Annotated in this window: 26 protein-coding genes and 1 tRNA gene; 8 read left to right on the top strand and 19 right to left on the bottom strand. The window is 34.4% G+C overall.

Going from position 1 to position 25402, the window contains the following annotated elements; translation table 11 throughout:
• Positions 1-19: 19 nt before the first annotated feature.
• Positions 20-93 (top strand) — tRNA-His (locus tag AC1DY0_RS16200).
• A 139-nt stretch (positions 94-232) separates the two neighbouring features.
• The gene (locus AC1DY0_RS16195; protein ID WP_477189625.1) at positions 233-562 is read left to right on the top strand and encodes a YegP family protein; all 330 of its coding nucleotides are present in this window, start codon (positions 233-235) and stop codon (positions 560-562) included.
• Between the two features lie 313 nt (positions 563-875).
• Here the strand turns inward: AC1DY0_RS16195 and AC1DY0_RS16190 are convergent, their stop codons facing one another.
• The 4 genes from AC1DY0_RS16190 to AC1DY0_RS16175 form a co-directional block, all read right to left on the bottom strand.
• Positions 876-1892, bottom strand: a complete 1017-nt coding sequence (locus tag AC1DY0_RS16190) for a M28 family peptidase (RefSeq protein ID WP_477189624.1) — start codon at positions 1890-1892, stop codon at positions 876-878.
• Between the two features lie 24 nt (positions 1893-1916).
• Positions 1917-2690 carry a dienelactone hydrolase family protein gene (locus AC1DY0_RS16185; RefSeq protein ID WP_477189623.1) on the bottom strand — a complete coding sequence of 258 codons (774 nt, stop codon included), beginning with the start codon at positions 2688-2690 and terminating at the stop codon, positions 1917-1919.
• Between the two features lie 196 nt (positions 2691-2886).
• Entirely contained in the window at positions 2887-5088 is a 2202-nt protein-coding gene (locus AC1DY0_RS16180; protein ID WP_477189622.1) for a penicillin acylase family protein, read from the bottom strand.
• Positions 5089-5314: 226 nt separating this feature from the next.
• A complete protein-coding gene (locus AC1DY0_RS16175; RefSeq protein WP_477189621.1) occupies positions 5315-5767 on the bottom strand; it encodes an Lrp/AsnC family transcriptional regulator in 453 nt (150 codons plus the stop codon).
• A 240-nt stretch (positions 5768-6007) separates the two neighbouring features.
• Between AC1DY0_RS16175 and rocD the strand changes: the two genes are divergently transcribed.
• The 5 genes from rocD (at position 6008) to AC1DY0_RS16150 (ending at position 11049) form a co-directional block, all read left to right on the top strand.
• Positions 6008-7258, top strand: a complete 1251-nt coding sequence (gene rocD / locus AC1DY0_RS16170; protein WP_477189620.1) for an ornithine--oxo-acid transaminase — start codon at positions 6008-6010, stop codon at positions 7256-7258.
• A gap of 9 nt (positions 7259-7267) precedes the next feature.
• Positions 7268-8230, top strand: coding sequence for an arginase (gene rocF / locus AC1DY0_RS16165; protein WP_477189619.1), 963 nt, complete (start codon positions 7268-7270; stop codon positions 8228-8230).
• Positions 8231-8417: 187 nt separating this feature from the next.
• Positions 8418-9230 (top strand): uroporphyrinogen-III C-methyltransferase, encoded by an 813-nt coding sequence (gene cobA, locus AC1DY0_RS16160; RefSeq protein WP_477189618.1) that lies wholly within the window; start codon positions 8418-8420, stop codon positions 9228-9230.
• Positions 9227-9463: a MoaD/ThiS family protein gene (locus AC1DY0_RS16155; RefSeq protein ID WP_477189617.1), complete on the top strand. Its 237-nt coding sequence runs from the start codon at positions 9227-9229 to the stop codon at positions 9461-9463. The genes cobA and AC1DY0_RS16155 overlap by 4 nt, the downstream gene beginning before the upstream one ends.
• A gap of 281 nt (positions 9464-9744) precedes the next feature.
• A complete protein-coding gene (locus AC1DY0_RS16150) occupies positions 9745-11049 on the top strand; it encodes a M28 family metallopeptidase (RefSeq protein WP_477189616.1) in 1305 nt (434 codons plus the stop codon).
• Positions 11050-11129: 80 nt separating this feature from the next.
• On the opposite strand, the gene AC1DY0_RS16145 is transcribed toward AC1DY0_RS16150, so the two are convergent.
• The 10 genes from AC1DY0_RS16145 to AC1DY0_RS16100 all read right to left on the bottom strand — a co-directional run bounded on the left by AC1DY0_RS16145 (position 11130) and on the right by AC1DY0_RS16100 (position 17332).
• Positions 11130-12065, bottom strand: coding sequence for a polysaccharide deacetylase family protein (locus AC1DY0_RS16145; protein WP_477189615.1), 936 nt, complete (start codon positions 12063-12065; stop codon positions 11130-11132).
• A gap of 44 nt (positions 12066-12109) precedes the next feature.
• Positions 12110-13150 carry an MBL fold metallo-hydrolase gene (locus AC1DY0_RS16140; RefSeq protein ID WP_477189614.1) on the bottom strand — a complete coding sequence of 347 codons (1041 nt, stop codon included), beginning with the start codon at positions 13148-13150 and terminating at the stop codon, positions 12110-12112.
• A 38-nt stretch (positions 13151-13188) separates the two neighbouring features.
• Complete coding sequence (locus AC1DY0_RS16135) at positions 13189-13647, bottom strand: MarR family winged helix-turn-helix transcriptional regulator (protein ID WP_477189613.1); 459 nt, start codon at positions 13645-13647, stop codon at positions 13189-13191.
• A gap of 6 nt (positions 13648-13653) precedes the next feature.
• Positions 13654-14109 (bottom strand): EVE domain-containing protein, encoded by a 456-nt coding sequence (locus AC1DY0_RS16130; RefSeq protein ID WP_477189612.1) that lies wholly within the window; start codon positions 14107-14109, stop codon positions 13654-13656.
• Entirely contained in the window at positions 14106-14525 is a 420-nt protein-coding gene (locus tag AC1DY0_RS16125) for an SRPBCC family protein (RefSeq protein ID WP_477189611.1), read from the bottom strand. Before AC1DY0_RS16125 ends, AC1DY0_RS16130 begins: the two co-directional genes overlap by 4 nt.
• 202 nt (positions 14526-14727) lie before the next feature.
• On the bottom strand, positions 14728-15123 hold the full coding sequence (locus AC1DY0_RS16120) for a hypothetical protein (RefSeq protein WP_477189610.1): 396 nt from the start codon (positions 15121-15123) through the stop codon (positions 14728-14730).
• 5 nt (positions 15124-15128) lie between these two features.
• On the bottom strand, positions 15129-15881 hold the full coding sequence (locus tag AC1DY0_RS16115; RefSeq protein WP_477189609.1) for an SDR family NAD(P)-dependent oxidoreductase: 753 nt from the start codon (positions 15879-15881) through the stop codon (positions 15129-15131).
• Positions 15882-16044: 163 nt separating this feature from the next.
• Complete coding sequence (locus AC1DY0_RS16110) at positions 16045-16494, bottom strand: SRPBCC family protein (protein WP_477189608.1); 450 nt, start codon at positions 16492-16494, stop codon at positions 16045-16047.
• A 19-nt stretch (positions 16495-16513) separates the two neighbouring features.
• Positions 16514-16993, bottom strand: coding sequence for a DinB family protein (locus AC1DY0_RS16105; protein ID WP_477189607.1), 480 nt, complete (start codon positions 16991-16993; stop codon positions 16514-16516).
• Positions 16994-17020: 27 nt separating this feature from the next.
• Positions 17021-17332: an EthD family reductase gene (locus tag AC1DY0_RS16100; RefSeq protein WP_477189606.1), complete on the bottom strand. Its 312-nt coding sequence runs from the start codon at positions 17330-17332 to the stop codon at positions 17021-17023.
• 153 nt (positions 17333-17485) lie between these two features.
• Here AC1DY0_RS16100 and AC1DY0_RS16095 point away from each other — a divergent pair, with 153 nt between their 5' ends.
• Positions 17486-18478 carry a GlxA family transcriptional regulator gene (locus AC1DY0_RS16095; RefSeq protein WP_477189605.1) on the top strand — a complete coding sequence of 331 codons (993 nt, stop codon included), beginning with the start codon at positions 17486-17488 and terminating at the stop codon, positions 18476-18478.
• A 231-nt stretch (positions 18479-18709) separates the two neighbouring features.
• Here AC1DY0_RS16095 and AC1DY0_RS16090 read toward each other — a convergent pair whose 3' ends face one another.
• The 5 genes from AC1DY0_RS16090 to AC1DY0_RS16070 all read right to left on the bottom strand — a co-directional run bounded on the left by AC1DY0_RS16090 (position 18710) and on the right by AC1DY0_RS16070 (position 25166).
• Positions 18710-20341, bottom strand: a complete 1632-nt coding sequence (locus AC1DY0_RS16090) for a tetratricopeptide repeat protein (RefSeq protein ID WP_477189604.1) — start codon at positions 20339-20341, stop codon at positions 18710-18712.
• Positions 20342-20940: 599 nt separating this feature from the next.
• The gene (locus AC1DY0_RS16085; RefSeq protein ID WP_477189603.1) at positions 20941-21354 is read right to left on the bottom strand and encodes a nuclear transport factor 2 family protein; all 414 of its coding nucleotides are present in this window, start codon (positions 21352-21354) and stop codon (positions 20941-20943) included.
• Between the two features lie 149 nt (positions 21355-21503).
• Positions 21504-22121: a YdeI/OmpD-associated family protein gene (locus tag AC1DY0_RS16080; protein WP_477189602.1), complete on the bottom strand. Its 618-nt coding sequence runs from the start codon at positions 22119-22121 to the stop codon at positions 21504-21506.
• 116 nt (positions 22122-22237) lie between these two features.
• The gene (locus AC1DY0_RS16075; RefSeq protein WP_477189601.1) at positions 22238-24250 is read right to left on the bottom strand and encodes a M13 family metallopeptidase; all 2013 of its coding nucleotides are present in this window, start codon (positions 24248-24250) and stop codon (positions 22238-22240) included.
• 394 nt (positions 24251-24644) lie between these two features.
• Positions 24645-25166 (bottom strand): hypothetical protein, encoded by a 522-nt coding sequence (locus tag AC1DY0_RS16070; protein WP_477189600.1) that lies wholly within the window; start codon positions 25164-25166, stop codon positions 24645-24647.
• Positions 25167-25402 lie beyond the last annotated feature (236 nt).

Here is a 25402-nt window from a genome sequence, read left to right as displayed (position 1 = left end):
CAACCGCTAAGCGCAAATGGTGGTTGTAGCTCAGCTGGTTAGAGCATCGGTTTGTGGTGCCGAGGGTCGCCGGTTCGAACCCGGTCATCCACCCAAAAGGCAAAAGCCTCGAAGAAATTCGAGGCTTTTTTTGTGGAGTTAAGTTTCGTGAAGGAATAATTATCAATTTCTTAATTTAAAATAAATTAGTTTTTGCTAAATTGCTTATAATTAACCAATTTAATAATAATCTATGGGAACATTTTTAGTTAGCAAAAGAAAGAATGATGAGTTTCAGTTTGTTTTAAAAGCAGGAAATGGACAAGTTATTCTTGCAAGTGAAGGTTATTCAACCAAAGCAGCTTGCGAAAACGGAATCGAGTCTGTGAGAAAGAATTCTCAAGTGGATGAAAGATTTGATAAGTTGGAAGCCAAAAACGGAAAGTTTTATTTTAACCTTAAAGCATCCAACGGTCAAATTATTGGTAGCAGTGAAATGTATGAGTCGGTTTCGGCACGCGATAACGGAATTGAATCCATAAAGAAGAATGCTCCAGATGCTGATGTAAAAGAAGATTTGTAATCAATTATTTTTATAGAGAAAGCTTCAAAGAAATTTGAAGCTTTTTTTTATGAAATTATTATTCTAGTTCTTTTGTTAGGACTTTGTTGTAGGTTCCTATCGGCTTGCGAGAGGGGTAGAAGCAAGCTACCGAAGTAGCGCGTATGACCCGACCGCATTATGGAAAGTGGGCGAATAAGCGGTATGTAAGATAGCCCACTTTCTATAATGGGGTCTCGCCCTAATCATTTTGAAAATATATTAAAATAACAAAGAGCTTTGAATTGCTCCAAAGCTCTTTGTTTATTTTGTTTTTGAAAACGGATTCTGAAGACTACTGAATAGGTTTGTCAACTACAATTCTTTCTGGTCTATTGGCCAAATCCCAAGCAATTACAAAAGCCAATTGAGTTCTTTTTGCCAAGGCATCATATTCTATTTTGTTTGGCTCATCTCCTTTTCCGTGGTAGTCTTCATGCACACCGCTGAAAAGAAACACAGATGGAATGCCTAATTTTGCAAAATTATAGTGATCAGAACGCTCGTAGAAATGATTTGGGTCTTTTGGGTCGTTGAATTTGAAATCTAAGTCTAAATGTGTGTATTTGTCGTTTTGAGCAACTGTAATGTTGTGCAAATCGCTAGACAATCTATCAGCACCAATTACATAAACATAATTGTTGGTTTTGGCATGTTCTACATCACGACGACCTATCATATCAATATTGATATCGGCTATAGTATTGGCTATTGGAAACAATGGGTTTTCGGAATAGTAACGTGATCCGTGCAAACCATGCTCTTCGCCCGTTACATGAAGAAACAAAATAGAACGTTTTGGCCCGTATCCTTCCTTTTTAGCTTTTTGAAAAGCTTCGGCAATTTGAAGGATAGCAACTGTTCCAGAGCCATCATCATCGGCACCATTATATACTTCACCGTTTTTCACGCCAACGTGGTCATAATGCGCTGAAATAACCAAAACTTCGTCTGGTTTTTCAGAACCTTCAATGTACGCCCAGATATTCTCCGAATCAGGTAGGTTTTCATTGCGTTTGGCATTCAAGTAAGCCGCCGGTACTGGTTGGTAATAACTTGTAGCTCCTTTTGGATAAGATATTTTACTTTTTTTGTATTGGTCAATAAGATATTTTCCAGCTTTTTTTTGCCCTTTGGACCCTGTGTCACGACCTTCCATTTCATCTGAAGCTACAATATAGAGTCTTGTTTTTAGCTTATCGGCTGTTATGGTGTTCATGAACTTTGTCGGGTCATCGTTGCTGACCGCTTTTTTTTGGGCAAAACTGGAAATAGTTGTGATAAACAACAAGAGGGTTAGGACTTTTTTCATTTAGAGATTGGGATAATTAAGTTATTATTTTTTTAATACTTCGTTTAAGAATAATTTGAAATGCTCGAAAGATCGTTCAGATGCTTTTTCATTGTAAGCGGCACCTTTTGAATTATCAGTTCCAGATTCTGGATTGGTAAAAGAGTGGACAGCATTGGCATAATAAATCATTTGCCAATCGGCTTTTGAGTCTTTCATCTCTTTTTGGAAGCTTGAAACCTCTTCCGAAGACACAAACGGATCATCGGCTCCATGGCATACTAAAATTTTTGTGGTAATAGGTTCAGTAGGTCTTAAATTGTCTTTGCCTAAGCCTCCATGAAATGATACGACTCCTTTTACATTCAAATTACCACGAGCTGCTTCAAGTGCTCCAGTTCCTCCAAAGCAATATCCGATAACCACAATGTTTTCTGGATTGGCTCCAGCTGCAATTAATTGTTGTAAGGCTAAAGAAATTCTTTTTTGATAGGCTTCAAAGTTCTTTTTATAAAATCCGGCACTATTTCCTGCTTCATTATTGTCTTTTGGGTAATTCCCTTCGCCATAAATATCAGCTATAAAGGCGTAGTATCCCATTTTTGAAAGTTTGTCGGCAGTGTCTTTTGAGAGTTTGTCAATTCCCCTCCAGGCTGGCAGGATTAAGATGCCCGGTTTTTGAGTACTACTCTTTACAGGTGAAATTTTAAAACCATTTAGAATCTGGTTTCCATCTTTATATTGTACCGGTTTTAATTGTGCAAATGCTTGACCACCAAATAATACCATTCCGAAAATTATGTATTTTAAGTTTTTCATATGTAGATATTTATTGTTTTTTATTGGTCATATGTAATTCGCATACCTTCATTAGTGCTTGCGACCAATTTAGAGTCATGCTCATTTCATGGCTTTGTTTTTTACAAATATCTAAATAAAAATGTTATAAAAAAACCTTGAAAGAATTAACTTTCAAGGTTTTGTTCGAATTTTAAAAATGAAATTATTTTATGAATTATTCTCCGGGATGGTAAGTACGCTCGGCATTTTTTTCAATGTCTTCTCTGTAGAACAAGACGTCTTTGAATTGGCCTTTTTGATACATTACCGCTTGATCCATAAAGTGTTTTGATTTTAGATCACTACTATTTCCACCTGCCAAAAGAGATTTGGCTTTTATTTTTGCACCAAATTCAACAGCACAAACAAAACTGTTTCCACTATAGCCATATCTTTTTTTAGTTCCAATTTGGTAGCTACTTTTATAAGCTGGTAAGCAGCCCCAAAGAGCAGTTGTATTTCCTATTGGTAAACTTTCGAATGTATCATTATAGGTCAGATTAATATCGCCAGAGAAGCGCTGAAATCTGTTGAGTTCTCCCCATGGGATTTGCCAAGTACCGAATTTTGTTTTTAGCTCGGATATTACGCTTTGCAATTGAGGAATAAGTTGTTCTGCAGTTGCAGTTTTAGCAAATTGGATTGTATTTTCAACTTGATCCATTTCGTCTTGATCGACATATGACTTTTGAATAATAGGATTCAATTTATATCCCCATTCGTTTGCCAAAGTTGTGGCAACAGAACTTTCATTGGCATAGTAATCCCATTTTTTTAATACCGTAATGGGTTCTATTAATTCATTATAAAGAGGATTTTCGGGTTGTATATTTTTTTCAAAACTAGAAACCAAGGCAGGGATTAATACCTCAAAAAGCGAAAGTTTTGTGTCATACCCATCAGCTATTACTTTGTCTAATGTGTAATCAGTGCCTTTGCTTAATAGACGAACAGCATTTATTGCTCTAAAATTTTCACCATCAGGAGCCATGTAGGTCAAATAATTTTCTTTTTTTGGACTGTTGATCCCCGCAACACTGTAAGGAGTGGAATTACAGTTTTGTAACCAACCATTTTTTGGATTGAAGAGATGTACCGTTTCGGACGGATTGTGCAAACCTTGCCATTGTGTTGCCGAAGTAGTTCCGTCAATAACTTTGGCCCAGTTTAAGTTTTTATCCCGAATAGGAATGAAATTGCCATGCCAATAGGCAATATTTCCTTTGTTATCGGCATATACTGTGTTGTTGGAAGTGTTGGCTTTCAATTCCATCACTTTTTTATAATCATCAAAGCTTTTGGATTTTATTCGCAACCAACTTTGTTCCAAACTTTTCATTGAACGGTTATTGGATTTTAGACTAATCCATTTGTCTTCCCTTTTAGCCATAACAGGGCCGTTATTCGTAAAATAAGTTTTGAATGTTTTTGGAATTAATTTGCCGTTTTCTAAATAGCTGATTGTAATGTTTTTTTCGATAACAGGGAATAATTTATGGTCGTATTCGTAAAATAGTTTTTTGTCTTTGGTAACTATTTTTTCAGCGTACATGTCGGCCACATCTACATTGGAAGAAGTGTGCATCCAGCCGCAGTTTTCATTAAATCCCTGATAAATGAAAAATTGCCCCCAAGTTACCGCTCCATAGGCATTCAATCCTTCTTCGCTGTTTATTTGTATTTCGGGTCTAAAGTAAAAAGTGGTGTGTGGATTAATATATAAAATGGCATTCCCATTGGCTGTTTTTGAAGGAGCTATTGCAAACCCATTCGAACCCGTTTGCATATCTTTTACTTTTTCTGTGTAGGTGACTTTGTCGTCACTTCCATAAAATGATTTCAGCTCGGCATCAGATAAGCCAGCGGTGTTTATCGCACCAATACTGCCATCAGTCCATAACAAAGGAAACCAAGGTTCAAAATGGGTAATTATTAACGGTTTAACTTCGGGGTGGTTGTGCAAATAAAAGTTGATGCCGTCTGCGTAGCCATTCAATAATTTTTTGAGCCAAGGAGCTGCATTTTTGTAATCGGCTTTGGCTTCATCCTCATCTATCAACAAGCGAATTTCCAAATCATTGTACAAAGCAGCTTTTCCTTTTATTTCTGCCAGTCGTCCCAGTTTGTCTATATAATTGTATTCGACTCTCTTGAAGTCGTCTTCGCATTGTGCATACAGCATTCCAAAAACGGCATCGGCATCCGTTTTTCCATAAACATGTGCAATTCCCCAGTTATCTCTAATGATGGTGATTTGTTGGGCTAATTTTTGAAGCCGATTAATTTCTTTGCTATCTAGCTTTTGGGCTGTAGCATTGTTGTTGAAACTAAATATTATCAACCATAACAGAGAAATTATGTATTTACATTTTTGCATATTTTTAAGTTTAAAACTTGAAAATGAACACTAAATTCTAAGACAGACAGTATTTATTTTAACCATATGAGTCATATAAGTTTTTTTTAAAAGCCTGTCAAGTTGATAAAAAGTGCAAATAAGTTAAATATTCATTTTAAAGTTATGTAGTTAATCTTAAATGAACTTTTGACTTTGTTTTTTTTTAAAAATAATTAACTTATATGACTTTAATATTTTAGCTTATTTACAAGCTTATATTTCGTTTAAAAGCACAGCCCAATTCAATTAATGAATCGGTTTTTGCAATTCCTGGTATGTTGTCAATTTGTTCATAAAGTAGTTTTCTCATATGTTCATGATCTTTGGCAATCATCTTTATATAAAGAGTATAGGAACCAGTTATAAAATAACACTCTGTGATTTCAGGTATTTTTTTTAATTCTTCAATAACTCTTGAGGAATCATGGTCTTTTTTTAATGTGATTCCAGTGAAAGCACCCCAATCATAGCCTATTTTTTTTTCGTCTAGAGTAGGCTTGATTCCAGTTATGATTCCATTTTCTAATAAACGATTGATACGTTGGTGAACCATCGTATTTGATATTTTTAAATTGGTCGCAATTGCCGAGAAGGCCATCCGTCCATCTTTTTCTAATTCTTTTATAATATTGATGTCAAATTCATCTAATATATCCATTTTTATGTTTTTTTAAAGTTAAAATCACTTTTTTTAGGGTTATAAAAGTAATTATTTTTTTATTTATATTTTTTGATGAAAATCCACTTAAATGTTAAATTAAAAATATGACTTATTTTTTGTTTAAAAAAAATAATTTTTAATTCAAAATGTTAGATTTAAGTCAAAAATAAGTTTTTTTTGCTTGAAAATAAAAATTTTAATTACTTTTGTTTTCTTAATTCTAAAAACCAACTAATCATGACACATACAACGCAAGAACTTTCTTCCAAATCAGAAGTTTTAATTGAAAAAGAAAATAAATATGGAGCCCATAATTACCACCCACTGCCGGTTGTTTTAGAGAAAGGCGAAGGGGTTTATGTATGGGATGTTGATGGGAAAAAATATTTTGACTTCTTATCGGCTTATTCAGCAGTGAACCAAGGACATTGTCATCCAAAAATTGTTGGAGCAATGATGGAACAAGCACAAAGATTGACATTGACTTCACGTGCATTTTATAATGACCAATTAGGAGTTTATGAGGAGTATATAACCAATTATTTTGGTTTCGATAAAGTGTTACCAATGAACACAGGTGCAGAAGCCGTAGAAACGGCTTTGAAATTGTGTAGAAAATGGGCTTATGAAGTAAAGGGAATTTCTGAAAATCAAGCACAAATTATTGTATGTGAGAATAATTTTCACGGAAGAACTACAACTATTATTTCGTTTTCAAATGATGAAGGAGCTCGAAAAAGCTTCGGTCCTTTCACTGAAGGATTTATAAAGATACCTTATGATGACACTGAAGCATTGGAAAACGCTTTGAAATCATCAAAAAATATAGCTGGATTTTTGGTGGAGCCTATTCAGGGAGAAGCTGGAGTCTATGTTCCTAGTGAAGGTTATTTAGCGAAAGCCAAAGCACTTTGCGAAGCACACAATGTATTGTTTATTGCTGATGAAGTTCAAACTGGTATTGCCAGAACTGGTAGATTATTGGCGGTACATCATGAAAATGTGCAACCAGATATCTTGATCTTGGGGAAAGCAATTTCGGGAGGAGTTTATCCAGTATCAGCAGTTTTGGCCAATAATGAAATCATGAATGTTATCAAACCAGGACAACACGGATCTACTTTTGGTGGAAATCCTATTGCTGCTGCAGTTGCCATTGCCGCTCTTGAGGTTGTTCGTGAAGAAAATTTATCTGAAAATGCAGAAAAATTAGGAATCATTTTGAGAAAAGGCCTTAACGAAATTGCAGAACGTAATCCATTAATCTCTTTGGTAAGAGGAAAAGGTTTGTTGAATGCCATTGTAATCAACAGTGGAGAGGATTCAGATTTGGCTTGGGACATCTGTCTTCGTTTTAGAGATTACGGATTATTGGCAAAACCAACTCATGGTAACAAAATACGTTTCGCTCCACCATTGGTAATTACTGAAGCTCAAATTCAAGAATGTCTTGTCATTATTGAAAAAGCTTTAAATGATTTTAAATAATCTATAGGAATGAATAAGGTTATTAAGATTATCAAAAACCGATCGGATATTGGGGCAGGAACCCGTGGATCTGATATGGGGATTGATGCAATAGAAATTGCGGCGATAAACAAGAACAGTGATTATTTTAATGAATATGAATTTGAAGATGTAAAAACACATAACGAATCCATATATGATAAATACCGCAGTTCTGTTGCCAAAAGAATTGAACATGTTGTTGAACAATGTACACGTGTTAATAATGCTGTAAAAAAGAGCTTAACCAATAATTATTTTCCATTAGTTTTATCTGGAGATCATTCTTCGGCTTTGGGAACCATTAGCGGCATAAAAGCTGCTTATCCCGAGCAAACAGTTGGTGTCATATGGATTGATGCACATGCTGATTTGCATTCTCCTTACACAACACCTTCCGGGAATATTCATGGAATGCCATTGGCGGCCGTACTTGGTGACGATAATTTAGACTGTCAAGTCAATAATGTTGCTAAGGATACCCAAGAACATTGGGACGAAATGAAAAATATTGGTATTGATGGACCGAAAGTTTTGGCTGAAAATTTAGTCTATTTTGGTGTTCGGGATACCGAAGAAGCAGAAGATAAGCAAATCGAAAAACTGCATATTCGAAACTATAAAGTAGATGAGGTTCGCTATAGAGGATTAGAAATTTGTGTAGATGAAGCTTTGTCTAAATTAGCACACTGTGACGTTTTATATATTTCATTTGACGTAGACTCCATGGATTGTGATTTGATTTCGTTTGGAACTGGAACTCCCGTTCCAAGAGGATTTGATCAATATGAGATTATCGACATTATCAATCAAATTATTCAGTCCAAGAAAGTAGTTTGTATTGAGGTTGTTGAGGTAAATCCGCTATTGGATACCAAAGGAAATAAAATGGCCGAAACCGCTTTTCAGGTTTTGGAAGCGATAACAGCTACTCTTGTTTTGCCTATTGAATAATTAGTTTAAGATTAAGAATTTGCCCAAAATCTCAAGTTTTGGGCTTTTTTTTGTCTAATAGTCAAAAATGGTTCTTTTTTAGAAAATAATAAGCAAATTTATTTTTGTCAATATTTTAAATACTTATATTTGTATAAGTATTAATACTTAGTTATTTCGAAAATAGTACCATTTATACCTTGAGATCATGATACAAATAAATAAGCCAAAGTTAACAATAGTAGGAGCTGGACCAGGTGATGTTGAATTGATTACCCTTAAAGCGATAAAAGCATTAGAAGAAGCTGATGTTGTTTTGTATGATGCCTTGGTCAATGAAGAGTTATTGCAGTATGCCAAACATGCTGAAATTATATTTGTTGGAAAACGTTTTGGTTGTCATGCATACAGCCAAGATCAAATTAACGATTTGATTGTGTTAATGGCCAAAAAGTATGGTCACGTTGTTCGTTTAAAAGGAGGAGATCCTTTTGTTTTTGGAAGAGGAAGCGAAGAAATTGATTTTGCATTGCAATTTGGAATTGAAACTGCAATTGTTCCAGGAATATCATCTGCATTGGGTGTGCCAGCTTCCAACGGAATTAGTTTGACACAAAGAAAGATTGCTGAGAGTTTTTGGGTAATTACCGGAACAACTTCGGATCATAAATTGTCGAAGGATGTTAACTTAGCTTCACAATCTTCTGCGACTGTGGTTATTTTGATGGGAATGAATAAACTGAATGAGATTGTTGCTTTGTACCAAAATAATAGAACCGATGATTTACCAATTGCAATTATCCAAAACGGTACCCAAAAGTCCCAAAAGAAAGTTATAGGAACAATCAGTAATATTGAAGGCTTAGTTAAAAAGAACGAAATTGCTTCACCAGCGATTATCATAATTGGCGAAGTGGTTAAAAATGCTTCGGCGTTAACTTCGTATATGAAAGCAGAAATGCTTTCGGATGCATTTTTGGAAGAAGAATTTATTTTACAAAATTTAAATGTTTTCGAATGATTGTGATAAAGTATTTTGGTGCTTTGGTAGAACGTACCAGATGCCGTGGTGAAAAAATAGATTTTTCGGATTTACCGTTAAGTAAATTATTAACCGAATTGGAAAAAAAATATGAGCTTGGTCAATTTCCTTTTAGTGTGGCCGTAAATCAAAAGATAATTGACAAAGTCAACAATCAAATTCTAAAAAATAATGATATTGTGGCTTTATTGCCTCCTTTTGTCGGAGCATAATTGCCGTTTTATTTTTTAAATGTTGGTAAAAAGGTAGAATGCTAACCCTTAGCCCCGATTGCTTAGCCAGTTCGCTTCGCTCGTGTGTAGTGAAAATCCTCTCTCGTTTTTTCAACGAGAGAGATTGAAACGAATAGCGGGAACAAAACCTCCAAAAATGCCAAATCTTTCTGCTTCAAAATCAGAATCGAATTTAGGCGAAAACTCCTAAAATATTCCTCTTTTTTACAAATAAATAGTATACTTTTGGTGTGCTAACCTAATTATATGTAAAATAAAATATGAAAAAAATTATTGTAAGTGTATTTGTTTTAACGTTATGCAGTAGTGTGCATGGACAATCTATTGATAAAATTATTACTTCCAGCGAAGTAACACGAATTGAAAAAGTCCTTGCCGCAGACGATATGCAGGGGAGAAGAACTTTTACTCCTGGTATTGATAAAGCATCGGCTTTTATTGAATCTGAATTTAAAAAAGCAGGATTGCAAACTTTTATGGGAGCAGCCAATTTTAGACAAGAGTTTGCTATGACGGAGTCTAAAGCAACTGCATCCAAAATAATCATTGATGGAAAAGAAATCGATAATTCTAAAGTCGTTACATTTTCATACCAACCCCAAGTTTCTTTAACGGAGAAAAGCGATATAGCCGTTGTAAAAATCAACAAAGGTGATAATCTAGGTCAAAAATTTAATGAGTATTATAATGGAACCAAAAGTTATTTGGTACTTGTTGATGCTTCTTTTGACAAGGTGTTGCCTAATATTCAACATATTGACAGAATTAAGGCTAATCCAGAAAACAATACTGTTTTATTTGTTTTTGGAGTTCCAGAGGCGACTACTTTTTCAATTGAGCTTAGCAATACTATCTCCAAAAAAATGCTAAATAATGTGGTTGGAGTATTGCCGGGGAAAAGCAAACCAGACGAATATGTTATTTTTTCGGGTCATTACGATCATCTTGGTGTAGGTTCTCCAGAAGAAGGAATGCCGCATCCTGCAACGGATTCTATTTATAATGGAGCGAATGATGATGCTGCAGGGAGTACGGCAGTTATTATGCTAGCCAATTATTTTAAAAAGCAGAACAACAACGAACGAACTATCATCTTTACCACATTTGTGGCTGAAGAATTGGGAGGTTTTGGTGCTAAATATTTCTCAAAACAACTAAATGCTGATAAGGTTATTGCTATGTTCAATTTGGAGATGATTGGAACCGAGTCTAAATGGGGAAAGAATTCTGCTTATATTACCGGGTTTGAAAAATCGAATATGGGAGAAATTTTGCAAAAGAATTTGACAGGTACTGCTTTTAAATTTTATCCTGATCCGTATCCGCAGGAGCAATTATTTTACCGTTCAGACAATGCAACTTTGGCTAAATTAGGAGTTCCAGCACATACGATTTCAACTTCAAAAATGGATAGCGAGCCGAATTATCACACTGCCGATGATGAAATTGAAACATTGGACATCGCTAATATGACCGAGATTATTAAGGCTATTGCAATAAGTTCATCGTCAATTATTAGTGGAAAAGATACTCCAACAAGAGTCGATAGTTCTCAATTGAAATAAGTGTAGATTAATTATAAAATAAGAAAAGCCCCGAATTTGTTATGATTCGGGGCTTATCTTTTATAACTATATTTTTTGTTTTATTCGTTTGATAAAACGATTGTTTTTCCGGGTAAAACGGAATAGGTTTTTCCATCTTTCTTAAAAAAGATAGTCAATGAACTTGGATTCATTACTATGCTTTTGTTTACAGAAATTTTCAAATTGTTAAAAGCATTGATGTAGTCGACAACATCAATTTGTTTTGCATAATAAATGCTGGGATTATTGGAAATCATTTTGAAGAATTTCTCCGTTTCATTCCACTTATTTTCATCGCTCCCAATTTCATAACTGTGTCCCCAAACATCCATTAACGCTAAATTTTTGGTTTGAAGAAATTCATTGATGGTTTGATAAAAATGTTCCAATTCTCTTCTGTCATTTTCTGGGTTATTGGGTTCTGAGTATGCTTTTCCAAATTGGTGCATAGTTGGTCGCCATTGAAGGAAATCTTTGGGGATGTCAAAGTTATAAGAATCATAAACCGTTCTGGCATATTCAATCCCTAATCCTTTGATGGTTTCAATTAAAAAGTCATTATAATTACCAAAGGGATAAGCCATTCCTCTAACAGGATAATTGACTAATCGTTCTAATTCTTTTCTGTCCTCAGCAATTTCATAAACGATATCAATTTTGGATAAGGCAGTTAAATTTGGGTGATTCGCCGAATGAACCGAAACCTCGTGACCAGTAAAAAGCTCTTTTATCTCAGCTTTGTTGAGGTAATTAGTAAGTCCCAGTTTATTTGAATTGAGATGAAATGTCCCTATTAATCCATATTTGTTCATTAGTTTGACCAATCTTCTGTCTTCAGAGCGTCCATCATCGTAGCTCAAAATTAATGCTTTGGATTTTCCTTCCGGAAAGAGCATTTCTATAGGAACTCCTATTTTGGTAATTTCAGGATTGACTTGAGCGTGAGCTGAGTTGAAGAAGACAATTAGAATAATGGATAGCAAAGATGTTTTCATTCGTATGATGTTTTGTATAGCTTATTTAGTATTTGCCTTTTTGTTTAGATTTTGCTTACCCACCAAGTGTCTTTTGCTGAATGATCAGGCCCAAATAATTCGCCAATTTTTGGTAAACAATAGTTGCGATTTTTGTTAATTGCGTCTTGAGTAAAACGTTCTACAGGTTCTGTCCAAGTGTGTTGAGCCAAGGCAAAACCTGCCCAATGCACCGGCATCATATTTTTTACATTAGCGTCTATTGAGGCTTGTATACTTTCCTCAGGATACATATGAATTTGGTGCCAGTTTTCATTGTATTGGCCACATTCCATAAAACCAAAATCAAATGGACCTAAGCGCGTGCCTATTTCTTTAAAATGTTCACCATAACCGCTATCACCACTGAACCAAATGTTTTCATTAGCAGTTTTTAATGCCCAGCCACCCCAAAGTGATTTTGCTCTGTCTGCCAATCCTCTGCCAGAAAAATGTCGGGTAGGAGTGAAGGTGATTTGGATTCCTCCAAATGGATTTTCGTCCCACCAATCGAATTCGGTGATTGTATCTTCTGGAATTCCCCAAGAGACCAAATGTCTTTTAACTCCTAATGCCACATAAAATTGTTTGGTTTTGCTTTTTAGCTTTTGAATACTGTCATAATCCAAATGATCATAATGATCGTGGGAAATTAAGACTAAATCTATTTCTGGAAATTCATCTATGAGGTCTAATGTATTTTGACTAAATCTTTGAACTGCAAAAGGAGCAATAGGTGCCGCATTTGAACCCAACATAGGGTCGATTAGGATTGTTTTATTATCTAATCGCATCAGTATTGCCGAATGGCCGTACCAAATGCTTCGCATAGATTGATGTGGTTGAATAAAAAGTTTTTTATCGAATGGAATAATAGATAAGGGTTTCTGAGGTTCTCTAGCTTCTTTTTTACAAAATTGTTTGTATAATAACTTCGGTAAGGTTTGAATGCTTATATTCATTTTGGTCACTTCTAAATTTTCGAAGATTTTTCCATTCCAATACTTTGATTTTGAATATTTTTCAATGTCAGATTTTTTTGCTTTTGCACCAAATTGTTTTCTCATCTTATCTAAATTGACTCATTATTATTCTGTACTTTTTTCTATTGTTGACCAAGTAACGCTATTAAATTTTGGTTCAATTCGGTTGTTTTAGTACCGAGTATGGAGAAAAAATCGGTATCAAATTTTTCGATTGTTATCACTGCTTTTTTGATAATTTCTTTCCCTTCTTCGGTTAGTCCAACGGTTTTTGCTCTAGTATCAGTTTGATGTTCCTGTCTTTGAATAAAACCTTTTTGTTGTAAAGTTCTCAAAACTGTTGAGGTTGTCATTGGGTCAATTTTGGTGTGGTTGGAAAGCACTATTTGTGTTACTTCCTGCTGATGGAGTGATAGCCAATGAATACTAGCCAATAATACAAATTGTGAATGTGTCAGTCCGTAAGGTTCCAATGCTTTTTTTATTTGTCTTTGCCAAAGGTTGGTAACTTGCCATAATAAAAAGCCTGAACTTTCCTCTGGTTTTTCTACACTAAAAGTATTGTCTGTGGATTTACTCATTTGTATTTATTGGTTTAAAGGAATCTGAGAAGTTGCTTGATTTTGAAGCATTCTGGAAGTTATAAAGTTAAAATCATTTTCGTTAATTTCAAAGAAACCAAAGCGAAATGGATATCCCCAAGATTTTTTGTTTGGAATAAATTCAAGATCATTAATTAATGGAATAATTGAGGTTTCCACACATTCTGAAAATTCAATGTTTCGTCTAAATGGTTTGAAGGTTTCAGTCATTTGAAATTCATACACTTCATCATCCTTTATTCTTCCAATTGCAGTAAACGCTTGGCATTTCTCGTTTCCTTCCATTGTGATTTTCGAAGAATAAATAAGCAAGTAATCTCCTTTTTTCATTCGTTTTAAAGGAGCCTCTTTGCCGTGACACACTTGCATAAAACCACCAGCAACACCTCGACTTGTGTGTTCTTTTGAGATTGTGGCTATCCAATATCTAACGTTGCTCATAGTTTTGAAGCCGTTTTTATTTGCACTTCCATATCAGTAGGTAAGGTGTCCACGATTTTTTGTGCTACCAATTTTATCCAAAGAAAACTCAAAATCCCTTCCACTTTCATAGTTGTTGTAATTTTTAGTCCATTTGGAGTGTCTTCAAACGTGTGTTCACCAAACATTTTTGCTAATGGAAATTTAGTGAAGTCAGTGAAATTTTGATTTTCAATAGCTTCAATTATTCCAATTTTTAGTTTTGGGCCACCTTTTGGTTGAAACATAAAATGATTCCCTTTTTCAAATTTGCCTTCTAATTTTGCAAATTCAATTCCGCTGTCCCAAGTATGCCAATTATTCACATCAGAGAAAAGTTTCCACATTTGCTCTTTGCTAACTTCATTTGATACGATTGAATATGATTTTGTCCACATTACTATTTTTTGTTTAAATTAATAAGTGTAAATATAGTAAGTGTACTTATTGTATGCAAATTTATTTTTATAATAATGTGTTCATTAGTTTTAAGTTATAAAAAAACAACCTCGCTTAAAAATAATTAAGCGAGGCTATTTTAATGGCTTCTGATTTTTTTTTGAATTTTATAAGCGTTTCAAAATTTGGAGAAGTTTTAATTTAAGCCTTTACCCATCGTTGAACCGCAGCAACTGTATCCATTGGATTCGTATTAAAACAAATTCTTGATTTGGGCGAAAATTCAATAATTGCATTGATTGCTTTTTCAAAAAATATAAAATTGGATTCTGGTTTTCTGATTCCCGCACCAATAAGTACACAATCAAAATGTTTTTCTTCTAATTGATTTTTAATAACATCGATTGCCGTCTCTCCAAAATCAGTCCAGCATAAATGTGCATCATATCCAATTTCGTTAAGTTGAGCGACTGAATTTTTAATTCCCATCTCAACCTTTTCAGCTGTAAGACCTGGCATTGCTGCAAATTCGGGTGTAGTAAAATCAATTATCGACGGATCTATACCTATAACGAGAACAGTTTTTTTGTTTGTCATTTTTTTTATTTTTTATAAATGGTTGTCGGTGCAGATTGTGCTTTAGAATATATTGTTACATCTGCAATAGTTACTCGATTTGGAGCGTTGACTGCATAAGATATAAAATCGGCTATATCTTCCGCTAATAATGGATCGTAGCCTTCATACACTTTTTGAGCTTTTTCTTTATCCCCTTTAAATCTAACTTCCGAAAATTCTGTTGCAACGGCACCTGGAGCGATATTGGTTATTTTGATTCCGTGTTCGGTTAAGTCAAGTCTCATCCCTTCACTTATGGCTTCCACAGCTTTTTTTGAAGCGCAATAAACGGCACCGTTTGCATAGGTTTGTTTTCCGGCAATAGAACTCAAGTTTAGGATATGTCCTTTTTTTCTTTCCACCATTTGCGGAATTATGGCTCTTGATACATATAATAATCCTTTTACGTTTCCATCAATCATTGCATCCCAATCATCAATATCTCCATTTTGGATAGTGGAGAGTCCGTGTGCATTTCCTGCACTGTTTACCAAAACGTCAATATTTTTCCATTCATTCGGTAACGAATTAATTTGAAGTTCAACTTCTTTTCTATCGCGAACATCAAATATCAAACTGTGAATTTTTACTGTCTTTGATACTGAATTTTTTAATTCTTCCAGTTTCTCTGCACGTCTTCCGCACACTATTAAATTATATCCATTTTCGGCTAATTTGATTGCGGTAGCCTTTCCTATTCCTGAAGTTGCGCCAGTTATTAAAGCAATTTTTGTCATTTTTTTCTATTTACTATTTGCAGTGAAAAAGTGTTGCCCAAAAGTTGGTTGGGGAACATTTAATTATCACGCTAAGGTAATAAAACTGAATAAATGAACAGACCAAATTTAACTAACTATAACTTTAATTTAAGTTGATTTTCGTTGGCATATGCTTTATTTTCTATCCAAAAACGTTTATACCTTTACCAGTTGTAATTAGGCTAAACAAGCTTTCTTCAATAAGCTGTCCCCAAGCCCACGAGCAGTCTCCGTAACATTCAAATGTGGGAATCAAACCAACGTGAGTAAAACGGACTTGAGTTTTATTATTTATTTCAGATATTTCAAAAATGATTTTTGTACCTGTCCATTCGCTTTCATCTTTGAATTTAAGTGGATTTAATTTACTGTCGGTTACAAGCCAAACTATTTTTTCATTTGGAATAAACGCTACTATTTGCTGTTTTGAGTAATGAATTTCTTCCATTCGATAGATAAACTCATCGTTCAATTTTTCGGTGCTGCCTTCAATTTCTCCTTGCCACCAAGCTCGAACATTGTTGATGGCATTGAATACTTCTTTTGGAGTATTGTCAACTAATATTGTAGTTGTAAAATCTGTTGTCGCCATTGTTGTTTTTTTTTGGAAATTATTTGAGTAAGACTAATTGTCCTGAATGGTATTGCAAATGAGAAGTTCGGGTAATAATGATATTTAACTTATTGCGATGTGGTTCTTTGGCAAAATCTTCGGCAGAAACAGCAGTATGTTTTTCAAACCATTCCTCTGGTTTCAAGCTGTCAAATTTTTCTTTTAATACCTCACATTGTTTAGTCCAAAAGCTTCTTAATTCTACTATAGACGGGAGTTGGGCTGTTGCTTTATCGGGAGATTTAATAAAGGGTTCATACAATTCAGGGTATTGTTTTTCGCCCATATCCAATAGGATCAGCATTTCATCGTGTACAGCAATGAGATGTCCCAATAGATAGATACCTCTGTTTTTGCCGGGAGCAATTTCCTTTTGCAGGGTTTCATCAGTTAAGCTATTGAGAATTTTATCCCAATTTGTAATGGATCCATTCCATCTGTCGAATGTCATTTTTAGAAATGTTTCTGTTGTTGCCATTTTTTTTTGATTTTATGTTTGTTGTTATTAGGTATTTTTGGTATCATACAAATAAATCTGAACGTCTTCATTGTCTGCTAAAATTTTTCTGTCGGCAGCACATTTTTGTCCTATATCAGAACGAAAAGCGTTCATCATTTCTTCAAATGAGTTAAAATATAAGTTGGCTATTCGATAAGGTTCTGAATGTCCTGTTGTAGAAACAACAGCCCCAGTATTTATTTCATATTTTATTAGACCAGGTAATTGTTTTGCTAATGGAACGTGAACCTCAAAATAATGTCTTTCAAAAAAATCTTTATCCTTTGGTGTTTTGTAAATCACAGTCATCTTTGCCATATTGATTATTATTTAATTTGCTGTAAAGTAACTATTTAAAGTTTTGTACTTCAAATTTAATGTCTAATATTAGCTTTTATAAGGTGCTAAATAGACTTTATGATGGGTTGATTTGGACAAGTAATATTTATATCTTTATATGAAAAAAAAATAATGAAACATTTAACAATAGTAGTTCCAAACGGGAACAACAATCTAAGCAGCATTTCGGGTGCATTTGAAATTTTTAACAAAGCTAATAATTATTGGAAAGATTTGGGTAATAATCAGTTGTTTGTCATTCAGTTAGCTGGGATTTCTGAAACGGTAGATTTCAACGATGGATTATTCACGGTAAAACCCCATACTTCAATTTCGGCTATATCCCAAACCGATCTTATCATTATACCATCTTTGAATCACAACTATAATCTTGCGTTGGAAGGAAATGATTTACTAGTAAAATGGTTAGTTGACCAATATAAAAATGGAGCGGAAATAGCTACAATTTGCACGGGAGCCTTTATGCTTGCGGCATCTGGATTATTAGATGGAAAAAATTGCTCTACCCATTGGTCGGTTGCGGAAAACTTTAGAAAAATGTTTCCAAAAGTAAATTTGCGGACAGATAAACTGATCACTGATGAAAAAGGAATTTACACTAATGGTGGCGCTTATTCGTTTCTGAATTTAATGCTTTATTTGGTTGAAAAATATTATGACAGACAAACGGCCATTTATTGTTCCAAAGTTTTTCAGATAGAAATAGACAGAAGTACGCAGTCAGAATTTTCTATTTTCTCAGGTCAAAAAAAGCATGATGATGTAGAAATACTAAAAGCACAAGAGTATATTGAGAAAAATTTGAATGAAAAAATAATAATTGACAATTTATCCTCAACTTTCAATATAGGAAGGAGGAATTTTGACCGAAGATTTATCAAAGCCACAGGGAATACACCCATTGAATATTCTCAACGGGTAAAAATTGAATTTGCCAAAAAAGCTTTTGAAACAAATCGCAAAACTGTTAATGAAGTAATGTATGAAGTAGGCTATTCTGATGTAAAAGCATTTCGTGAAGTTTTTAGAAAAATTACAGGGATGTCTCCATTGGAATATAGAGGAAAATATAACAAAAATGCATTGCTGTTTGTTGAAAATTAGTTGGTTTTTAAGTAGATATGATTAATTTAATCTGTGTTCGATTATGGCAGTCTTTCCTTTTTTGGATGATGGATAAAATACTAAATTTCTCCTTTTAGCCCCGATAGAAACAAAAATCCTTATAAGCCGGGGTTCGGCTTATAAGATTGAAGTGGATAGCGGGACTAATGGTCTTGAATACATCAAATGTGGTGCTTCTAATTATTAATTGAACTCAAGTTAATTTAGGTTTTATAATATCCTTGAAGAATTAATTTCAAAATCAGTATATTTCCAAGCTTCATTAAAGCGAGTTTTTGCTTCTTCATATCTTTTTTTATCACCAAGCTTTTCGTAGGCATTCATTAGTCCTTTCAAGGCCCAGCCGTTATTACGGAAGGTTTTTAAGTCTTCTTCATATATTTTTACGGCATCATTATATTTTCCTGCATCAATCAAAACAGCGCCTAAATGATGGCGAACTGAGAAAAACCAATCCGGCGGTTCATTATAGTTCAGTAAATCTTCTTTTGCGACAGCTTCTTTCAAAAGTGGAATGGCCTTGGCATAATTTTTTTCTTTGGCGTTAATTTCTCCTTCCAAAGTTTTCGAGGCTATTTCACATAAGTCAAATACCTTGTTGATGCCCCAAATTGTCAAATCTTTTATTTTGGGATCGGTCATTATTTCTCTCATTATGGCAAGATGTTTTTTTGCTTCGTTGGGTTGGTTTTTAGAAAGCATAGCCATTCCTTGGGCATAGTGCCAAACCACCAATGGATATTCCAACTCTTTTTTGGGAGCAGGACTATTGATAATAGCTGTCCATAGACCAAGCTTTACCTCCACATACCAAGGAATTGAATAATAATGCTGTAAAGTGGACCACGCTGGATCGAGAAGTAATTTTTTATGGGCGTGGTCTGCAGTTGCTATTGCACCTTTTAGGGCAACTTTACTTTCTCCACTAAGGGTGGCACAAGCAGCAATGAAGTGATAATTATGAGGGTAATAGGCTAGGGGATACGCCCCTTGGGCATGGCAAGCATCCACATAGGAACTGTCAGTTTCGACTGCTTTTAGATTGGTTGTAACACCGTCGTGATAACGCCCGGTTCTTATGTAAATATGTGATGGCATATGCAATAAATGCCCAGAACCAGGAACCAAATTACGGAGTAAGTCTGCACTGGCTTCTGCATTTTCGGGATGTTGGGACATTTCTTCGGCATGTATGTAAAAATGGTTTGCGCCGGGATGTTTTGGCTCCAATTGTATGCAATTTTTGAGAACTGCTATTATTTCAGGTGTCCAAGGCTGAGTTGTTCCGTCTTTATTCCATAAATTCCAGGGATGCAGATTCATTAATGATTCGGCGAACAGTGAACCAACAGTTACATCCTTTGGATATTTTTTATACACTTTACGCATGGCGACAGCATAAGATGAATCGAGTACGGAACGCACAATAGTGGTGTCGTTGGAATAGCGATAAGTTAAGGCATTAATCAAATCTTTTTCTTTTTCTGAGGAAGAGAGCGAATATAATTTTGCCTTTTTTAAAGCATTGTAAGCTCTTAGAAAATTATCTTTTTCCATTCCTGCATTGTAATTTGGCCCAAGAACATATGCAAAACCCCACCAACCCATTGCGCATTTAGGTTCTTGTCGGGTAATTTCAAAAAAGGAGCGGGCAGCTTCAGCATGATTAAACCCAAAGGAAAGCATCAGTCCCTGATCGAAATATTTTTGAACTTCTGTTTTTTTTGTGGATATAGGAAAATGAAGACCGTCTAGACCTGTAAATATGGGAGCCTTTTTTCCTGACGAATACCAATTTTTGTCTGTAACTTCGGGTGTGGTGCAACTAAAGTTACTAGACACGGACTTAATTTTATTTACTGTTTTATTTTTTGTACATGAACAGCAAATTAAAATTGAACAAAAAAGTAGAAAGTAATTTATTCGCATAATTCATAATTTTTTAAAGGTATGAATTTACAAAATATTTCTAAAATTTTGCTTTAATATATTGGTTTTTAGTCTATTATTTGTTTTGTAACGAAGCTCCGGTTTTAGTTACCCATGTTGTAAAAGCTGCATTTTTTTTGTTATATAGATAGGTGTTCGTTGCCAAAGAGAGTAGTTGAGACTAAAATTGATATGTTTTTATCGGAACATCTTTTACTTATGAAACAAATGGTATTATTTGAACCCGTTACCTCATTATTTAAAAAAAAGTACAATCTAGACTGTCGCAATGGCAGTTCGTGTTCAAACAATGGCATTTTGTATCGAAACAATGGTGACTCTTCCTAAAACAATGGCTAGTCGTGTTTAAACAATCGCATATCTCTTAATAATTGAAATGCTAAACTGTCTCGCAAAACAAAATGTCATTTTGAAAATTGAATTGAGAATTTAAACTGCGCCCAGCAATGGCATATACATTTTGTTCGTAGTAGGGCCCTTTTCCATTTTATCTAAAAATTAAGAATAGCTTCGAGATCGGAATTGATAGGAGCTGAAGTGTGTTGATGAACTACTTTCCATGTATCATTATTTTTGATAAATCCCAGGGTAATTCTATTTTTCATACTTCTTATAATAATATTACTTATTGAAATTGCTTGGAATGTAATTATAGCACTTCCAAACCCAACAGTATCACCTTCGTGAATTTCTATCATTTCAAATATAACATTGACTTTTTCTTCTCCTAAGGAACCTAACCAATCTTTTATTGCAAGAGACCATTCTGTCAAGCCTGTTTGATGTCCTTTTTCCCACATATCAAGAATGACAACGTTGTCATCATACAATCCAATCATACTTTCGGTATCCTTCTCCCATGCCGATTGCTTATAAATTGTAAAATAATCTTGAATTCTTTTCATTTTATTAATAGTTTTCTATTTTTCTTGAGTGATGAATAAAGACAAATTATTTCTTAGACAGCTCAGATAGTTGTTCGTTCTCTAATTTTATGTCCAACCCATTTTGCAATCTTCGGCCGTGTTACTTGGAGGCATTTTTTGTCAGTTACTTACTTTTTTGCATACTGCCAAAATCTGCCCTTCCCGTCTGCTATCCAATCAAGAGCTTGCTCTATTCTTTTGTCTCTTGTCTCGTCCGTTTTGGCTTCTGCAATCCATTTGATGTATTCTTTCTGGAACGATGCCGATTTACTTTCAAAGACAGAACCTGCTTTTTTATTTTTCGTCAATGCATTAATAAATGCCTCCGGTGCAACAACTTCTTCTGCTGGTTTTTCTTTTACTGGTTTTGGTTTTGCCGTTCCGTTTGCATTAAGCTCCATTGCTTCTTTTATATAAGCAACTAAAACTTTTTTTGTGGGCAATTCAGATATGTCTTTCAGCTTATCCATATAGCCAAATTTTTTGCCAGCCATTACACTGTCTTGAATAGTTTTGTCCTTCATTAGTTCGGCTTTGTATAAACTAAAAGAACAATGATTTTTAAAAGCCCCCATCATACACAGATGATCACCTTTGTATGAATAATGAGGAGTTCCCCATTTAATATCTTCTTCTATATCGGGACAAGTATCGTGAACAAGTTCTCTTAAGTAATTGAGAATTGGTTTTGCAAATTCGGCTGACTTTGCAATGTAATCATCTACTTTATTGTTGAAATTTTTCATTTGACTAATTTTTAAATTTGGGCATAATTCATCAAGTTTTCAAGAGTTGCATTTGGTTTGCAATTGCATAATGCCAATATCAGCCTTCGCGAAAGTCCATTGGTTTTGTCTTAGTACTACCAAATTGTTATTCTATCTTTCTTCGGCAAAAACATTTTATCCCCAGGTTGTACATTAAATGCTTCGTAAAAAGGAGTAGTATTCATCAAAGGACCATTAACACGCCAATTTGGTGGAGAATGTGGATTATTGTTAATCCACAAACGTAGGTACTCGTCTTTCATTTTTACTCTCCATATTTTGGCCAAAGAAAGAAAGAAGCGTTGGTCTGGAGTAAAACCGTCAATTTTTGTGTTCCCTTTTCCTTGTTGAGTCATTTTAAAAGCATCATAGGCAACTGCTATTCCAGCTATATCTGCCGTATTTTCGCCAACTGTCATTGCGCCATTAATGTGTAAATCGCCTAAAACGGTATATGTACTGTACAAATCGATAACCTGTTGTATTCTTGACTTAAACTTTGTATAATCATCTTTTGTCCACCAGTTTTTTAAGTTGCCATCCTTGTCATATTGAGCACCTTGATCATCAAAAGTATGGGTTATTTCGTGGCCTATAACCATTCCAATACCTCCATAGTTAAGTGCATCATCTGCATTATTATCAAAATACGGGGGTTGTAAAATACCTGCAGGAAAAACAATTTCATTTGCAGTAGGGTTATTATATGCGGTAACTGTTGGAGGTGTTGTAAACCATTCTGATTTATCGACTGGTTTGCCCAATTTTGCTAATTGAAATTGATATGCAGCTGTAGCGGCCGAAAGAACATTCTCAAAATAGGTTTGCCTAGCTATATGTACATTGCTATAGTCTTTCCATTTATCTGGATATCCAATTTTTTTAGTAATGGCGAACAGTTTTTCTTTAGCTTTTTGTTTTGTGCTTTGACTCATCCATTCCAATTTGTCAATTCTTATGGCATATGCTTTTTGTAGATTATTCACGAGGATCAACATGCGTTTTTTGGCATCTTCTGAAAAATATTTCTTTACATACAATTCCCCCAAGGCTTCGCCTAGGTAATTGTCAATGACATTAGCCATTTTTTCGCCACGTGATTTTTGAACAGCTTGACCAGAAAGCACTTTGGTATACTCAAATGAGGCATCTACAAAAGGTTTACCTAAATCATCTGCATATCTTTCTATAGAATTTGCTTTCAAATAAATTTTCCAGTTATTGATGGGTATGGTTTTTAAGAGCTTATTAAGGGCATCATAATAGGCAGGTTGGCATACATTAATTGAATCGGTTTTGATACCTAAATTATTTAAAAAAACAGTCCAGCCTATGTTGGGTTGTCTTTTTACAAGATCTGTCACAGCTAATTTATTATAATTTGCTTGTACATCTCGAAGTTCAACTTTTGTTTTATGCGAAACGGCGAGCTGTTTGTCAATATCGTAAACCAGATTAGCGTTCTTTTTAGCTTCGTTGGCATTGCTACCTGTTTGTTGAAATAATGTAACAAGGTATTTTTTGTAGGATTCCTGTATGGCAACAGTTGATGAATCTGATTTGAAATAATAGTCCCTGTCAGGCAAACCAATACCTGTTTGATAGGCGTGAGCAATGTTCATACTGCTATTTTTATCATCGGGTGACACTCCAAAAGCTATAATAGAAGAATTGTCCACTTTTACTTCATTAACTATAAAATTCATTAAGGACGGTAAATCGCTGATTGCTTCAATTTTGGCAAGTAGGGGCTTGATAGGTGTAAAACCGCGTTTGTCAATGGTTACAGTATCCATACCTGATGCATAAAAGTCTCCTACCTTTTGTGCTACACTTCCTTCTGGATTCTTGCTTTGTGAAATACTGTCCAATATTCCTTGTAGGCGTATTCGTTGTGGGTAATTCATAAACATATAGACACCAACTCCAGCTTGAGAAGAAGGTATTGGTACAGAATCGTACCATTTACCATTTACATATTTAAAAAAATTATCACCAGGGCGCAATGTGGAATCAATTCCAGTGATAGCAACATTTTTTTGTCCTTGATGTTTTGAGCACGCTGTAAAAGCTAAGAATACAATGAAGAGTATTAATGATTTTTTCATAATCTAGATGATTTCTATTAAAATGAATTGAAAAACGTTTGAAAGCAGATATTTTAAAATGTATATGCTTGGCATAGTTGATTTTAGCAGAGCAATATACGAATTCAGTTTTAAATTCTAATGTTTTTTGTTAGAATGACAACTTATAAAAGTCAGAATTATAGGAAGTTGTTTATCGTTAACGTAGCAATCCAGAATAGCGTTCTGGTACTACCAGCAGGTTTGGGACTAAATTAAGCCTATTCTTCGGATTTGCCACCCGAGTCCCGCTTTTTTTGCGGGACGAATAGACGAAGTAAATCATCATAAATACAAAACTAACTTTCCATTAAGCCAATTGCCCAAATCCGTTGTGGCTGTTATGCGTTCGGGCTTTTTTTTGCTTAGTACTTAGTTATCTTTCAATTTTTGTCAATTTAATACTGTCTGAAGTATTTCTAAATCCAAATAAGTATCCGTTTTTGATTTTATATTGTGTTGAGTCTGTTTTCAAATAAAAGGCACTATCTTTTTTAATAGTTTTTCCGTCCAAAAAGCTAGTAGATGAACCCGAATTAGTACTTTCTGTAATATCAAAAGTGTTGTGTAGTTTCCAATGTGTTATCGTAAAAATTGTGTCCTTTACATTAAAATCCCACATTTCAAGATTTTTATTTACATTTCGGTCTATCCCTTTTGTAAATAAAAAATTCATCACAATTGCCGAAATTAAAGAGTTTATTAAAAAAAGTTTCGAGTATTCTTTTTTAGTAAAGTAAAATACTAAAGCTATGGCGAGGTTAATAATAATTACTGTTGGAATTACTATCATTATACCAATTGCCATACTTGGACTAGGGTCAATTTGTTTTACCCAAAACCAAATAATGATGAAGTCAAATATTGTCAGTAAAAGTATTTTTATAAATAATTTCATTTGTCTTTTTTACGTCTGTTTTAGCCTGACGCATAACGTCAGTCTGTGAAAAAACCTCCGTTTGTATATCACCAAATATAACAAAAAAGTTGTGTCAAAACAGGAATTTTCGTATTTTTAAGAATGCAGCATATCACAGGAATTTCCCGTCATCAGATGCGTTTTTCTAGTTTAGAAGACGCTATAAGTCCCGATAATCAAGTTCGTTTTATAGCGTTTTATAGATGCTTTTGTGG

This window comes from Flavobacterium sp. P1_E4 (assembly GCF_056405915.1).
The sequence above is the reverse complement of the archived record's forward strand: the minus strand, read 5'-3'. Positions and strand labels throughout refer to the sequence as shown.